The organism is Reichenbachiella versicolor, from assembly GCF_003171675.1.
GTDB lineage: Bacteria > Bacteroidota > Bacteroidia > Cytophagales > Cyclobacteriaceae > Reichenbachiella > Reichenbachiella versicolor.
Window position 1 is genome coordinate 227279 of sequence record NZ_QFZQ01000006.1, and the last position, 15992, is coordinate 243270.

The following is a 15992-nucleotide window of genomic DNA, read 5'->3' on the forward strand; positions in this document are numbered from 1 at the left end:
TCAAAACAGCTCACATAACTATATGTGACTCCCAATCCGTTGAACATTATTAAACATAAATTGCTTAGATAATGACTCACTACATTTTTAAACCGAATTCAATATCGTAAATACAAAACAAAAACAAGGTCGTAACATCAGATAATCAATGAATTTTACAGATTAACCTACCAAATTGATATAATACCCCCCTCTAACCTTCATGTTTATGAATTCATTATACAAACAAATAGCAAAGACCATAAACAGTCTTAGAAAGTAGATCTTGTAGTTAATTTGTTACTGACATAAGTCACATTTTTATTAACATGTGACTTAAATATCTCCTCTTCTCTTTAGATCTAAATTAAAAAGAATTCCTCATCAATTTAATGGGGCAGAGATAGTCTCTACATTGACATTTTCATACTTCACACAATGATTTCCTGAAGTCTTGTGACCATATCCATTGTGTGCATGACTGTATTGAGAAATAATAAGCTTACCATCCTCTTTACCATCTACAGTGTAATCATACTTAGTAAGCTTTGTTTGTCCATCGAACTCTTCTTTGACCTCTTTGACTCTTAGCCCTCCAAACAGAAAAGGAGTAAGTTCATGATCCTCGCGATTAGATTCTGCTACTTTTTGCTCAAAATGATCTGAAATCTCTTGATCAATGTGGTAAAACTCTTGATGATCAAAAGTGTATGTTACTACTCTTCCATCTCCGTACTTAATACTTTGTAAAACAGCTTCCGTTATGTGATCAAGAGAGTAGTGTTTGCTTCGATTTTCATGTTGAAGCAATTTCTCTGGTTGACTGTAGTTGAAATAATCTGAAGGAGTAATATTATACAGATCCTCTTCTCCATTGTAAAATCCCCATATATCTCTTGCATGACTTTCTTTTGGTATTATCCCAAACTTATCCTTGTAAAAAAACTCGTTTGTTTGCTGAACGCCATTGGTATTTAATACAAGCTTATCCAGCTCTAATCGTGAATAAACTGATGGCAAAATCTCTTCATCGTAGTTCCAAAAATAGGAATAAGAAAACGATGCTTTTTGAACTCTATCTCCGTTTTGATTGATAATAATAGCATCCAATTTTTGCCGTGCTTTACCGTCTCCTAAATCAGAAAATAGACGGTTTGACTTACTCATCATACCTAATTTGGGCTTAATATGATCTTGTTCTGAAAATATAAAATTGGCCGTGTATTCTCCAATATTTATTGACTTAAGATATACATCTTTATACTGACTCTGAGATATAATTTGGACATTCTCTACTTCCTCTGGAAAACAATAAGATGAATAGTGCACGTCCCAAACATCTTCATCATTAATATTCATTTTTTGGAAAGTTCCATCGCTTTTGAAGTCAGTGGCATATTCAAATTCTGCTACCACTCCGCTGGGTGAAGTGACTTTATCCAAATGCCAAGTAGAAGTGGAATTTGACTCCTGCACATCAAATTTCAACTTGTGTGAATTGTGCTTGTAATCAAAATAATTGTTCAAACAGTAAGTAGTAGATCTAGTAGAAAAATCATAAACATACCCTTCTTGATCCTCAATCTGCCAACGATTTGATCTCAAAAAATATTTTGCTGTCATGTTTTTCGGGGAAATCAACTCTACATCAATGTATTCTTTGTCAGAATCATGATCGGGAGTTAACAAAAATTTACCTTTCATCCCTAAAACATCAAAAAAGAATATATCTGGATCAGAATCTATTTTACCCTCACAAACTCCTGCATGAAAATCATCATTTTCGTTTTCCTCACAATCGTCGAAACACGGTTTTATATGCTCAAAAGGATACCCTTTAGCTTTATTTTGATCTGGAAAATCAAATAACCCAAAATCGTTTTCTCCTCTTACTATTCGAGTAATAAATCCACCAGCTTGTAAATACCATCCAAGTCCTACCCATGAAGCTTCTTCTTCTACACGGATACCTAGTGGATGATAACTCAATTGTATTGGAATCTCTAAATCTCGATCTTTCAGTGTTTGCATTGAATATTTTATATCTGGAATACCATATTCAATACCCACAGGGTGATCACAGTACTTTATTATAGCTGCAGCATCAAACGGTGGCGGTACAGCTTTATCTATTCTGAGTTGGGCAAATACAGAGGTAGAAAGGATAAGGAGGAAGAACATTGATAAAATCTCTTTCTTACTCATGATTGTTTAATGGGTCTTTTACGATTAAAAACAAAAAAGCTGTCTAGAAAGCATGAAAGTAATTCCATTTACAGAAAATAGAATATCAACTTTGATAACAGGCTTTCAGGACAGCTTATAAAATAATCACAAAGATATAGCTAGAAATTGCCAATTGCTTCCAGCGTTGTCCAAAATATTATGATATATGTCAGGTGAATAAAAAAACAGTTCAGAAATTGCTCCCTGAACTGTTTTTGCTTTCTTTAAAAGATTATTAATCGTCCCAGTGTTCATCAATAACCTTTTGAATATGAGGATAATTAATATCCTCTTCATTCAATTCTTTTCTTTTAGCAGCTAATTGTTCTTTAAGATCTGCAATGATATCTGTGTATGCAGGATCAGCATATGCATTATTCATTTCCTTAGGATCGTTTTTTAGATCGTAAAATTCCCAAGCCACAGGCGTATGTATAGTAAATGCATTACCCCAGCTTTTCTTGTTCCAATCTGCGTTCGGATCATCAGTATCCACCCAATACTTACCATAAAAGAAAATCAACTTATAATCTTTGGTACGAATACCAAAGTGTGCGGGATTTTGATGTCTATGAGCCAAATGCATCCAATATCTATAATAAGTTGACTGCTGCCACCCTTCTGGTTCTTCACCTTCATTTTCTAAGATATACTTGAAACTATGCCCTTGCATATATTCTGGCACAGTACCTCCTGCAAGTTCAATCATTGTCGGTGCAAAATCTGTATTGTTTATAATAGCGTCTGTTCTAGAGCCAGACTTGATCGAAGGTGGGTATCTGACTATAAATGGCATTCTCATAGATTCGTCATACATCCATCTTTTGTCAATGTAATCATGTTCTCCTAACATAAACCCTTGGTCACCTGTATAGATAATAACAGTATTATCCATCAAACCTTCTTCTTCCAAGTATTTGAACAGTCTTGCCAAGTTATCATCTACTCCTTTGACGCACCTTAAATAGTATTTTATGTAGTCTTGATACACCTTGCTTGTATATTCTCTTTCCTTAGGGTCACTATGATCAAATGGAACAAATTCGCCCTCTAAAACCTCTGCTGCCACGCCATATGCTCTTGACTCTTCAGTTCCTTTGTAAATATTATTTGCTTGTCTTCTGATTAAATTTCTATGAGAAACTGAAGAACCAACAAATCTGGTTAAAGAATCATTTACGCCTCTAGTAGCAACAGAACCATGATTCCCATATTCATACAAACTTTCCGGTTCAGGAATAAAAGTATCGGCTAAATAGTCCTCATATCTAGGCGCATATTCAAAGTCATCATGAGGGGCTTTGTAATGGTGCATTAAGAAGAATGGTTGATCCTTTTTTCTTCCATTTTTCAACCAATCTAATGTTAAATCAGTAATCACGTCACTCGAATGACCTTCTGTTTTGATTGTACTATTTGGCCAAGGCTTGTCTCCTCTTACTCTGAATTTAGGATTAAAATATTTACCCTGTCCAGGAAGAACTGTGTAAAAATCAAACTCTGATGGTTCTTCATGCAAATGCCATTTACCAACTATTGCAGTTTGGTAACCAAGCTTCTTCATTTCCTTTGGCAAATATTGTTTCTCAGGAAGTATATGTCCTTCTAAGTCCAAAACTCCATTTGCTTGACTATACTGACCGGTAATAATAGCAGCTCTACTAGGTGTGCAAATTGAATTCGTGACATAACAGTTATCAAAAACAATACCTTCACTTGCCAACTTGTCCAACGTTGGAGTTGGGTTTAACGAAGCCAACCTACTCCCATACACCCCTATTCCTTGAGTAGTATGATCATCTGACATGATATAAATGATATTGGGTTGCTTAGGTGCCTTCTCCTTGGTAGAACAACTCATTTGAGTCATTGCCAATAGGCCCATTACCAATACGTGAAGGACTTTAATCTTGTATTTCATAATTAGTATAATTGTCTATAATGCTTTGATCAAAGTTAGCTATGAGTAGAAACAAAAGCAGCGCATGATCGGGGGATCAGATGCGCCGCACTAAAAAACTACTATATACTTACTATTTCTTTTTATCATCTTTTCCTTTCGGAATATGCATATGTTGTTAGATGATTTCTTTAAACAAAGTTATCTCCCTACCCGTTGATCTTGGGAAATAAAAAACACTGAATAGAGGGGATAAATTATTTCAAAAGCAGAGAAAAAGAATATTTTCTCCTACTCAAAAAACCTTTCTTAGAGTTATAATGGACCTTAACACGTCATATGCTCACTAAACATGCCGTTGATCAGGGGCAAAACAGTGTTAAAACAGACCTCAAATGAAAGCAACTTGGCTTGAACCAATATGCGAGAAGACTCTGGTCTTAACTTAGTAATATAATTTTAGACTAGTAACATATAAAATTTCATAACAAATGAGACTATTATGGCATGCGGTCATCGTCCTATTAATGGGTCTTACGAGCTGCTCTACCACCTACCAACCAAACACTATTGAAAACTTTGACTTTGACTGGAAGTTTGCCAAAACCGACATCAAGGGTGCTGAAGCTATGACCTTCCAAGATGAATCTTGGGAAGATGTGGAATTACCGCATGACTGGAGTATTTCAGGTCCGTTTAGCAAAGAAAATCCTTCATATTCCAGAGGAGGGTGGCTTCCTACGGGGAAATGTACGTATCGAAAGACTTTTGAACTGTCTCCAGAAAAAAAAGGACAACGTATCTTAATTTACTTCGATGGAGCATATCGAAATTCAAAAGTTTGGATCAATGGAAACTTTCTAGGGGAACGACCTTATGGTTACGTGGCTTTTTACTATGATATGACAGAACATATCAACTATAGTGGAAAAAATACCATTACTGTAAAACTTGACAACTCTGAGCAACCAGGTTCAAGATGGTACAGTGGAACTGGTATTTATAGACATGTAAAATTGATTTCTACGAATAAGCTATACATTCCTATATGGGGTTCATACTTGGTAGCAAACGACTGTAATACAGAAAATGGAACACTAAAGGTAGAAACAACAGTAAAAAATGATTTCTCCGAAGTCAAAGATTTCACTATTAAGTATAGCCTAAAAGACCCTAGTGGTAATATAGTAGCAACTCAAGAAGGAAGTGGTAATCTATCTACTAGTGAGTCTAAAGTTTTCTCTGAAGTTATAAATGTCTCTTCTCCAAAACTTTGGGATACTGAAAACCCAAATCTTTATACTCTTACTACTACATTGATCAGTGAAGGCCAAGTTATTTACACCAAAGACAACAAAACTGGCTTCAGAAACATGCAGTATAACAACGAAAACGGTTTCATTCTCAACGGAAAGACCACTAAACTAAAGGGAGTATGCCTGCATCATGCAGGTGGGCCATTAGGGTCAGCAATACATAGGAGAACGATCCAAAGACAAATGGAAATTCTAAAAGAAATGGGGGTAAATGCTGTCCGTACCGCTCACAACCAGTTTTCAGAAGAATTCCTTGAGGTGTGTGACGAAATGGGAATGCTTGTAATGAATGAAGCATTTGATGAGTGGGAAGTTGTTAAAAAACCAACAACTTTCCACGAAGACGGTGAAAAAGAAAGGATTCCAGTTAAGTTCTATGCTCATTTGTTCAAAGAGAACAGTGACAGAGACCTGACAGACATGGTTTTGAGAGATCGAAACCATCCTTCTATATTCATGTGGAGTATTGGAAACGAAATCGATCAAATGAGAGATGAAGATGGACCTGTAATTGCCAAGCATCTTCAGGATATCATTCACAAATATGATTATCGTCCGGCTACTTGTGGGGTAAATGGCTACGCATGGGGCCAATTCCCTAATGAGGAAGCTATGTCAATAATGGATGTTGCTGGTTATAATTATATGAAAGATGAAAACATTTTGCAGCAGCGTGAAACTTACCCGGAACGTAAAATGATCATAACTGAGTGTGGTTCAGCAGTGCCATTTAGAGCAAGAGGTGAGTTCTACTTACCCTCACAGAAAGAAGGCAATACAATACTACCTTATTCTCATAAAGACACTAAAACTTTCCTAGACAGAAGAGAGGAATATGAGGCTGGTATGTATGCTTGGAGAATTGTAAGAAACAAGCCATATGTAATGGGGCAATTTATTTGGACAGGATTTGACTACTTAGGCGAGGTAATCCCTTATAGTTGGCCGGCTAGATCATCTAGTTTTGGTCCAATTGATCTTTGTGGTTTCCCTAAAGATGCGTTCTATTACTACCAAGCTCAATGGAAAGACGGAATTGATATGGTTCACTTAGCTCCTCACTGGAACTGGAAAGGTCACGAAGGAGAGATTGTTCCAGTGACAGTATTTACCACTGGAGATGAAGTTGAACTTTTCCTAAATGGCAAATCTTTAGGCACTAAGCATCACGATATCACTCAAGCAGATGCGCTATACTGGGATGTTAAATATACTTCTGGAGAATTAAAGGCAGTTGCTAAACGTGATGGCAATGTGATCGCGGAAAAATCAGTGGTAACCACAGGTGCCCCAGCTAAAATCGAGCTATTTTCACGTAGATCTACGATGACTGCTGATAGTCAAGACCTAATTTATGTAGAAGTTTCAATTCTCGATACAGATGGTAATTTGGTTCCGCTGGCTGATAACTTAGTCAACTTCGAACTTGAAGGTGAAGCTACAATTGCTGGAGTTGGCAATGGATTTAATTTAAGCCATGAACCTTTTCAAGCTGATTATAGAAAAGCTTATAATGGAAAGTGTCTTGCTATTTTAAAATCAACTAAAAAAGCAGGAGAGATCAAGCTAACCGCAACATCTAATGGTCTTAAATCAGCTATTTTAGGATTAAGTTCAAAATAAAATTCTTAAATCACAGAGCACCATCAAAATGAATAGTGCTCTGTGGTTTTAAATTATTTCTTACCAAAGAGATACCAGTTAAAAAAAGCTTTCATAAAAGGAACGGGCTTAAAAGAATTCATTATTCTAAACTCTTCAACGAAAGACGTGTTCTCATCTAAAAATTTAAAGATCAAATCGGCCTCTATTTTCCGGTAAAGTGTATCAAACAGCCGTTCACCTTTACTATTATCAGAATACAGTTGATAGAGCAATAAAGTATCGTAGATCTTAAACCTTGATTTAAAGAAGCCAGAAGATGCTTTTCTAGACTCTTTTAGATTAATCAGTACTTTATCAACAAAAATCTCTGTTCTCTTGAATGAATACCCCGTAGAAGCTTTCACCCAACCTCCAGCAGTACCAATTCGAGTATAATGCCTTCTATTATCTTCTTCAAAAGGGAAATTACTCATGGGGATTTGACCGACCTCGGTCTCTGTTATTTCAAAAGATTTAATACCTAAAGTACCTTCTATATATTCTTTTAAGATTCTGTCATACTCGGATTCATCTATAGTCTCAGGACTAAAAAAAGTATATTCGATCAGTGCAGTCTTCGAATCAAAAGGAAGCACATAATTGAACGCTGTATACTCAGGGTGTCTAATTCTATAATCCATCATGGTGAATCTCGACGGATCAAAAACAGGATCGTTGGATTTAATTACCCATCCTTTAAAATGCTGTATCAGATTTATACTCTTATCAGAGTTTTGAAATAACGGATTTAATCTACTATCGAATACCTCCTCGGCGCTCAAGCTTTCTCCATTGGATAAAACGAGTTTATTTCTACCAACACTTTCTACTTTTGCCTTTATCCACTCTACATTGTTGCATGTGGAGAGTTTGGACTTAGCAAATGAATAAAAATCTAGAGATCGTATCATTTTATAGACATACCCATTCATAGCCAGCTCAATGGAACCATTAGAAGAAAAGAAATCACCTTTTCTCCAACTACTCGAGACTATTTCATCCCACCTGCCTTTGCCTTTTTCCCAAAAACAAAAGGTTTTTTCATTAGTATTTTTATTGTCAGGCTCAATAATAACAATCTGATGATGCTTAAAATACTCATCCTCAGAAAGAGCAATGGCTAATTGTAGACCAGATACTCCTGCTCCAATGATAGCAATATCTTTATGCATACAAGAGATAAAAAAATCCAAAAAAGACTACCTGAACTAAAAAGGTATGAATTGACAATTGCTTATCTCCTTGTATTTTCTGTCCCATCAAAAACTGAATTAAATAAGCTATTAAAAACCATGAAATATAGTTTTCTAGAGGTGCTTTGTCAGTAGAAAATTCCCAAAAATCAAATTTGGGAGCAACCGGCTCAATGAAAAAATCAAGAACAACCATCAAAAATGAAGCTATTCCATACCTAATCCATTTTGAAACGTTGACCAATTTAGACAAGTCAGATGTGACTAACGATAATACCACCCAATTGATACCAATAACCAATGGGACGTCGAAAAGTTTAATCCCTAAATTATTTCCATAACTATACTGTCCAAAAGGAAATGAAGTAGCCACTCCTATAATTTCTACCAGCATTCCTATGCTAAAAGGAATCAAGAATATAAACGCTTTCCTAATGGAATTAACTTGGAAAGAATACATAGTTATTAGAAAAACTAAAAGAAGATTCAATGGAGTTTTGGTCACAAACCATTCATGATAGCCAATGGAAATTCCAATGATAGCAGATATGTGAAATAGCCAAAGAATGAATATCCCGAGAAGAATATTTTTATTTTGAATTGAAATGAGTCTTTTTTTAAGGGTGAGGAACATTTTCGGCGACTATTTTAGCAGATAATAAACATAAAGGGATACCTCCTCCTGGATGGGCTGAGCCACCGCAGAAATATAAATTCTTTAGACGAGAGGAGAAATTTGGATGTCTTAAAAAGGCTGAAAACTTAGAATTACTAGCAGCCCCATATAAAGATCCCTGATAAGAGCCGGTTTGAGTCTCAATTTTCACAGGATCCAAAACATCTTCTACATCAATGTGAGAAGCAATATCCGTTTTCAAAACGCGGCTAATTTTAGCTATCACATTTATTCTTACTTCCGTTTTTATTTGATCCCAATTTTGTCCAATATTCGTTGGGGCATTGACCATTACAAACCAATTTTCACAACCATTGGGGGCATCTGTTTTTTCTTCTTTGCTGGTAATATTGATGTAAATCGTAGGATCAGAATACATCTCTTTCTTTTCAAATAAAGACTTAAATTCCTCTTTATAGTCATCGCTGAAAAGAATATTGTGCAAATCAAGTTCTGGATATTCTTTATTGACACCCCAATAAAAAATTAATGCCGAACTACTGCGTTCACTATTTAAAACTCTTTTAGGTTCAGCTATATCAGGTAACAACTTTCTATAAGTAGGTACGACATCAGCATTAGAAACAACAATATCAGACGACTCAAACCCTTCACTGGTCTCTACTCCATTTACTTGATCGTCAATATATGAGATTCTTTTCACAGGTTCCGAAAAACGAAAGGATACACCTTTTTTCAGTGCTAGTTTATAAAGGCTTTGCGCTATGGCATGCATTCCTCCTTTTGGGAAAAAAGTACCTTCATACATCTCCAAATGTGGAATCATAGACATAATCCCAGGCGTCTGGTACGGAGACGAACCATTATAAGTCGCATAGCGATTAAAGAATTGAATTAAATTTTTGTCCTTAAAAGCCTTCCTGTTTACTCTATCAAGAGTACTATTGATCCCTAAAGATCCTATAGAGAGGATCGATTTCATCACATTTGAATGCTGATAAGTCTTGAGTTTGTGTAAAGATCTTTCTAAAAATATCGGGGCAGTTAAGTTATACTTTTGTTTTGCTAAGTCTAAATAGCTTAGTACTGTTGACTGGCTTACGTCAAAATTTTCTGCTGCCTTTTCTGAAAACTTTTGAATGTCTGCTGGAGCTGAGAACCTTTTTCCATCCTCCCAAAAATAATTGCAAACTATATCCTTTCTGGAATATTGAAACTGACTGATCTCTTCACCTGCTAACTGAAAAAGTTCAGTAACAAAATGAGGCATAGTAAATAAACTGGGTCCTGTATCAAACCGATAATCACCTAATCTTTTGACACCCATTTTACCACCTGGCTGATCAGATGATTCAAAAACAACTACTTCATACCCTAATAGCTGAAGCCTAATGCTTACAGCCAGACCTCCTATGCCTGCTCCTACAACTATTGCTTTTGGCTGTTTTGATTTTCCCATTAGACCGATTTACGAACGTTTAAGTTTTTATGTTCGAAAGTTAAACAAAACTTAGCATCAACTCGTTAGCCACTGCATGCGAAAACCTTGGAATTTGGTTAATCATCCAGTGTACAGCTTGGCTACCTATGATCATGATGTGAATATGAATATCTGCACATATGTTACACCAATTAGCCTCAAACCTAAACTTTTCTCCATAGCTGTTTACCAAAATACGAAGACGCTTGTTAACCTAAAGACTTTTAAAAAAAGAAGTGTACTTCAATATCTATCTACCGACCACCTTGATTTAATTAAACCTCTAGGTAAAAAGTCAGGAATAAAATTCGATAAAGCATCTTTTTTGACCAAAAATGATCGACTTACACATTGGAAGAAAAATCAAGTATTGAAAAACTGCTTAGCCTATGTAGAACTTGAATTACAAGATATAATTGATACTAATGGTGATCATGAATTACTACTATTCAAAGCAGCAAAAAGTGAGTCCTTCGATAACAATCAAGGATTAATGTTTCAAGATTTAATAGACCATGGACTGATCTTATGAAGAGTGAAGAAATTGATAGAGTGATAGAAATGGCTTGGGAAGATAGGACTCCTTTTGAAGCGATTGAAAAACAATTTGAACTATCAGAGGCTGATGTGATCAAATTGATGCGAAAGCATCTTAAAAGAAAGTCGTTCGAAAGGTGGCGAAAAAGAGTTCATCAGCACACTAAACTTAAACATCTTCATATAAGAAGTGCAGAGATAAAGAGGTTTAAATGCTCTCGTCAAAGGTCAATATCAAAAAATATGATTAGTAAAAGAAAATGACAAAACAGACTCTGGATATTGTCTGGCTCAAAAGAGATATACGACTTGACGACCATGCTCCACTCTATAACGCTGAACTGTCATCAAATCCTTATCTTATTATTTACATATTCGAAACTTCAATTATTTCCCACCCTGACACATCAGACCGACATTTGCAATTTGTCTATCATTCATTATTGGACATGGACAACCAACTTAAATACTATAACCGATCAACTACGAAATTCTATGCAGAAGCTATTGAAGTCTTTGGATATTTTGAGGAGCATTATCAAATTGGAACTGTATATTCTCATGAAGAAAATGGGATTCAAAAAACATGGCAAAGGGACCTTGAAATATCTCGCTTCTTCAGAAAACACGGTATTGTCTGGAAAGAATACCAAAGAGATGGAGTGATCAGAGGAGTGAAAAATAGAGATGGATGGGACAAAAACTGGTACATCACTATGAATCAACCAATTATTGAAAATAGTTTTTCTAAGTCCTCAATTGCTTTTTCTAATCCATTTCCTCTTCCTAAAAATTTCTTACTTAGAGTTCAAAAATACCCCAAATCCTTCCAACCCGCAGGATCTACTAATGCTTGGAAATATTTAAAATCGTTTTGTGAGAAAAGAGGTCATTTTTATCATATTCATATCTCTAAGCCTCGACAAAGTAGAGAATCATGTGGAAGAATATCTCCGTATTTAGCATGGGGAAATCTAAGCATAAGACAAGCCTATCAATTCATTAAATCTCATCCAAACCTTGAATCACACAAAGGTGCTAGAAGAGGAATTCTTACTCGATTGAAATGGCATTGTCACTTTATCCAAAAATTTGAAGTAGAATGTGCATATGAATACCGATGTATCAATAAAGGCTATGAACTACTGCAACGGGATAATTCACCTGATAAACTAAATGCTTGGAAAGAAGGAATGACAGGGTACCCAATGGTAGACGCCTGCATGAGAGCTGTCAAACAAACAGGTTGGATAAATTTCAGAATGAGAGCCATGTTAGTTTCCTTCTTATGTCACCATCTTGATCAAGACTGGAAAAATGGAGTGTATCATCTAGCACAGTTGTTTCTAGACTATGAACCTGGAATTCACTATCCTCAATTTCAAATGCAGGCAGGTACTACTGGAATCAATACTGTAAGAATTTACAATCCTGTCAAACAATCTATAGATCATGATACAGATGGTTCTTTTCTTTTGAAGTGGCTACCTGAACTCCAGAAAATACCAGTACAGTACATCCACGAACCTTGGAAAATGACCTCTATAGAACAAGAGCTCTACGACTTCCGAATAAGTCATGATTACCCAGCTCCGATAGTAGACTTAAAAGAAAGTGGTAAGGCAGCAAGAGATAAAATTTGGGGACATCGAAAACATCCATTGGTCAAACAAGAACAACAAAGAATTTTACGAACTCATACAAGAAGACAGAAAACTACAGATTGATGAAATTCACTAGAAAGGAAATAGATAAACTAGAACACTTAAAAAAAATCAACCTGATCAACTCAATTTCAGGTATAAAACCAGCTAATTTAATCGGAACTAAATCTGATATAGGCCAACCCAATCTGGCAATTATCAGCTCAGTAGTTCATCTAGGCAGTGCACCGCCTCTATTTGGTTTCATCATGAGACCTACAGAAGATGTCCCTAGGCACACTTACGAAAACATTAAACAAACAGGATACTATACTATTAATCATGTAAATGAATCCTTAATTGAAAAAGGCCACTACACATCAGCAAAATTCGATCGTGAAGTTTCTGAATTTGAAAGATGCAATATCGAAGATGAATATTTAGACAATTTCCATGCTCCGTTTGTAAAGGATAGCTCTGTAAAGATTGGTTTAAAGCTGGTCGAAGAACTACCGATCGCCATCAATGGAACAATAATGATCATTGGTGAAGTACAGATTATTGATATCTCCGATGATTGCTTAATGGATGGATATCATTTAGACTTATCCAAGATTGGCGGGGTTGGTATTTCCGGTCTCAACTCTTACTATGGACTAAATAAGCTACTTGATTTACCCTACGCTCGACCAGCTGAAACACCTGTTTGGGATGATTAAAAAAGGAGACTTACCAAAGAAAATATGTCCAGTCTGTGAAAGGCCTTTCTTCTGGAGAAAGAAGTGGAAATACATCTGGAATGAAGTCAAATATTGCAGCGAGAAATGTAGAAGAAATAAGAAATGAAAGAAGCTATCATCCTTTTTCCTCATCAATTATTTGATAAACTCCCTATGCTATGCTCTGGAAATCAAATTTTCTTGATAGAGCATCACCTATTTTTTAACCAATACTCTTTTCACAAAAGAAAACTGGCTTTTAATAGGGCTTCAATGAAGAAATATGAAAACATGCAGAAGAATAAAGGTCTTGATATACAATATATTGAAGCCCAGGATTCAAAAAACGACTGTAAAGTTCTATTTGAACATTTCAAAGAGCAAGGAATTGAAAAGGTTCACTGGATTGACCCTACAGATGACTGGTTGTCTTCAGAAATAAGAGAATCACTCAAAACCTATGGCTTAGATTCTCATTCATATGAAAATCCTAATTTTTTAAACAGCTTAGACGATTTAAAAACATTTTTCAAGCCCAATAAAAAATCATTTTTTCAGACGACTTGGTATAAACAACAAAGAGTAAAACGAAATATACTAATAGATCAAAACCAACAACCTTTAGGTGGCCAATGGACATACGATGTTGACAACCGAAAAAAATATCCTAAAGGTAAAACTCCCCCGAGTATTCAATTGCCAACTTCAGACGAATATTGGTCAGAAGCTGTAAAGTATATAGAACATCACTTTTCAGGTAATTATGGTTCGTTAGATACTAATCCTATTTACCCTACAGATTCAGAATCAGCAAAAGGTTGGCTAAAAGAATTCATCTCAGTAAGGCTTCTAGAGTTTGGGGATTATGAAGACGCAATAGTCAGCCAAAGTAATTTTTTACATCATAGTATACTGACTCCAATGCTAAATGTAGGACTACTGAGTCCTAATCAAATAATCGATCTCACATTGGAACAATCAGCAAATCTCGATATCCCAATTAATTCATTAGAAGGATTTATACGCCAAATCATTGGTTGGAGAGAGTTCATTAGAGGAATGTATGACAGTAAAGGCCGGTATTCACGGACTAGAAATTACTGGGGTTTTAAAAGAAAAATTCCTCAGAGTTTTTACGATGGCACCACGGGAATTCCTCCTATAGATCAAACCATTCGAAAAGTATTGGAAACTGGATATTGTCATCATATCGAAAGGCTAATGATACTTGGGAACTTCATGCTTCTCTGCGAGTTTGACCCAAATGAAGTTTATCGGTGGTTTATGGAGCTCTTTATCGATGCATACGACTGGGTAATGGTTCCCAACGTGTATGGTATGAGTCAATTTGCCGATGGAGGCCTATTTGCAACTAAGCCTTATATAAGTGGGTCAAATTATATCATGAAAATGAGCAATTATCCTAAGGGCGAATGGCAAACAATCTGGGACTCACTATTCTGGAGATTCATGGATATCCACAGGACATTTTTTATCAAAAACCCTAGATTAGGAATGCTAATCAAAAACTACGATAAAAAAACTCCTTCCCAACAAAAAATGCTCCACCAAACAGCAGAGCATTTTCTAAGTTCATTAAGGTAATTGGTCAATTATTGTAGATCTCTATGGACTTTCTAAGTCTTTTCTTGTAAGGAATTCTTATCGCAATAGAAGTTGCCATTATAGTAAGCCCAGGATAAAATATTGGAGAAAAGTTGGAGCTGTTATCACTCACTGCAGCGATGGAATGAACTATCCCTCCTGCAATCAAGGCTGCACCTACACCAAACCCAATTTTAGCTAATCGGTTCATCTTTTCAGTTTTTTCAAGATACGCTCTAGCTGCTGAATTCCCTTCCAGAGCTGGTAATAGGTTTAAATAAGAAATGGATTGCATTTCTTGATTTTGTTTCTGAAAATATCCAGCATGCTTATCCCTTACATCATCAGCAACAGTTCTATCTTTATAATACCTCTGATCTACTCGGCCATAGGTAGAAATTTCCCCTTCGGAAAATCTTACTACTCTAAACCCAGCATCAATAACAGGCATTAAATACCATTTATAATACCCCTCTTCATTTTGATAATAAGAAACCTCATCAGGACTAAACCTATCACAGTCAGCTATTAAATAAACATCATCGTAATAAATTTTATCCAAAACAATTACAGAAGGTGTTAGAACTTTCCCTGATTTTAAACCTACTTCTAGTCTCTGTGCATTAACTGTAAACGCGAAAAAAAACAGTACCCAAGTAAGTATATATAGCCTCTTCATTTTTGATTAATCTTTGTTTTTGACAAACATAACTATTTAAGACGTGCATTCTCAAAGCACTCGCGACTACTGTTGTCTTGAGAGCTTACGTAGATTAGCTTTTACCCTTTGGTAACAATTACAAAACATTGACTTTCAAAAAAATAACTGCAAACAAATTGTATCGCACAAGATTCGAATTATATTACTGACTTTATTATCAATTATTTTTATTTAATGAGTACAGGAACAGTAAAATTCTTCAATGAGTCTAAGGGATACGGATTCATCGTAGACGCAGACTCTAAGAAAGAGTACTTCGTTCACATTTCAGGTTTAGTAGATGACGTGAAACAAGGTGATGAAGTAACGTTCGAGTTGAAAGAGGGGAAAAAAGGTCTAAATGCGGTAAGCGTTAAGGCTGTCTAATAATATAAGAAGTATATATTTTAGAA

Annotated in this window: 14 protein-coding genes; 8 read left to right on the plus strand and 6 right to left on the minus strand. The window is 35.6% G+C overall.

The features are described from left to right. Window positions 1–363: 363 nt before the first annotated feature. Together DKG80_RS13625 and DKG80_RS13630 are read right to left on the minus strand one after the other, a co-directional pair. Window positions 364–2184 (minus strand): hypothetical protein, encoded by a 1821-nt coding sequence (locus DKG80_RS13625; RefSeq protein ID WP_109831906.1) that lies wholly within the window; start codon window positions 2182–2184, stop codon window positions 364–366. Window positions 2185–2440: 256 nt separating this feature from the next. Continuing rightward, window positions 2441–4126: a sulfatase family protein gene (locus DKG80_RS13630; RefSeq protein WP_109831907.1), complete on the minus strand. Its 1686-nt coding sequence runs from the start codon at window positions 4124–4126 to the stop codon at window positions 2441–2443. Window positions 4127–4596: 470 nt separating this feature from the next. Here DKG80_RS13630 and DKG80_RS13635 point away from each other — a divergent pair, with 470 nt between their 5' ends. Beyond that, on the plus strand, window positions 4597–7044 hold the full coding sequence (locus DKG80_RS13635; RefSeq protein ID WP_109831908.1) for a glycoside hydrolase family 2 TIM barrel-domain containing protein: 2448 nt from the start codon (window positions 4597–4599) through the stop codon (window positions 7042–7044). Window positions 7045–7097: 53 nt separating this feature from the next. On the opposite strand, the gene DKG80_RS13640 is transcribed toward DKG80_RS13635, so the two are convergent. The 3 genes from DKG80_RS13640 to crtD are packed head-to-tail and all read right to left on the minus strand — an operon-like array spanning window position 7098 to window position 10354. Next, on the minus strand, window positions 7098–8237 hold the full coding sequence (locus DKG80_RS13640) for a lycopene cyclase family protein (protein ID WP_109831909.1): 1140 nt from the start codon (window positions 8235–8237) through the stop codon (window positions 7098–7100). Further along, window positions 8230–8892: a carotenoid biosynthesis protein gene (locus tag DKG80_RS13645; protein WP_109831910.1), complete on the minus strand. Its 663-nt coding sequence runs from the start codon at window positions 8890–8892 to the stop codon at window positions 8230–8232. Before DKG80_RS13645 ends, DKG80_RS13640 begins: the two co-directional genes overlap by 8 nt. Continuing rightward, window positions 8876–10354 carry a 1-hydroxycarotenoid 3,4-desaturase CrtD gene (crtD, locus tag DKG80_RS13650; RefSeq protein ID WP_109831911.1) on the minus strand — a complete coding sequence of 493 codons (1479 nt, stop codon included), beginning with the start codon at window positions 10352–10354 and terminating at the stop codon, window positions 8876–8878. The genes DKG80_RS13645 and crtD overlap by 17 nt, the downstream gene beginning before the upstream one ends. Window positions 10355–10430: 76 nt before the next feature. On the opposite strand from crtD, the gene DKG80_RS13655 reads away from it, so the two are divergent. From DKG80_RS13655 to DKG80_RS13680, 6 genes are read left to right on the plus strand one after another with little or no spacing between them, the layout of a single operon-like run. Further along, window positions 10431–10907: a flavin reductase gene (locus DKG80_RS13655; protein WP_109831912.1), complete on the plus strand. Its 477-nt coding sequence runs from the start codon at window positions 10431–10433 to the stop codon at window positions 10905–10907. Continuing rightward, window positions 10904–11176: a TIGR03643 family protein gene (locus DKG80_RS13660; RefSeq protein WP_109831913.1), complete on the plus strand. Its 273-nt coding sequence runs from the start codon at window positions 10904–10906 to the stop codon at window positions 11174–11176. Before DKG80_RS13655 ends, DKG80_RS13660 begins: the two co-directional genes overlap by 4 nt. After that, the gene (locus DKG80_RS13665; RefSeq protein ID WP_109831914.1) at window positions 11173–12639 is read left to right on the plus strand and encodes a cryptochrome/deoxyribodipyrimidine photo-lyase family protein; all 1467 of its coding nucleotides are present in this window, start codon (window positions 11173–11175) and stop codon (window positions 12637–12639) included. Before DKG80_RS13660 ends, DKG80_RS13665 begins: the two co-directional genes overlap by 4 nt. Further along, window positions 12639–13274, plus strand: coding sequence for a flavin reductase family protein (locus DKG80_RS13670; protein ID WP_109831915.1), 636 nt, complete (start codon window positions 12639–12641; stop codon window positions 13272–13274). Before DKG80_RS13665 ends, DKG80_RS13670 begins: the two co-directional genes overlap by 1 nt. Then, entirely contained in the window at window positions 13267–13401 is a 135-nt protein-coding gene (locus DKG80_RS13675) for a DUF2256 domain-containing protein (protein ID WP_185140169.1), read from the plus strand. Before DKG80_RS13670 ends, DKG80_RS13675 begins: the two co-directional genes overlap by 8 nt. Next, window positions 13398–14879 carry a cryptochrome/photolyase family protein gene (locus DKG80_RS13680; RefSeq protein WP_109831916.1) on the plus strand — a complete coding sequence of 494 codons (1482 nt, stop codon included), beginning with the start codon at window positions 13398–13400 and terminating at the stop codon, window positions 14877–14879. The genes DKG80_RS13675 and DKG80_RS13680 overlap by 4 nt, the downstream gene beginning before the upstream one ends. A 4-nt stretch (window positions 14880–14883) precedes the next feature. Here DKG80_RS13680 and DKG80_RS13685 read toward each other — a convergent pair whose 3' ends face one another. Next, complete coding sequence (locus tag DKG80_RS13685; protein WP_109831917.1) at window positions 14884–15558, minus strand: hypothetical protein; 675 nt, start codon at window positions 15556–15558, stop codon at window positions 14884–14886. Between the two features lie 216 nt (window positions 15559–15774). On the opposite strand from DKG80_RS13685, the gene DKG80_RS13690 reads away from it, so the two are divergent. Further along, window positions 15775–15966, plus strand: coding sequence for a cold-shock protein (locus tag DKG80_RS13690; protein WP_109831918.1), 192 nt, complete (start codon window positions 15775–15777; stop codon window positions 15964–15966). The last annotated feature ends 26 nt before the right edge of the window (window positions 15967–15992 follow it).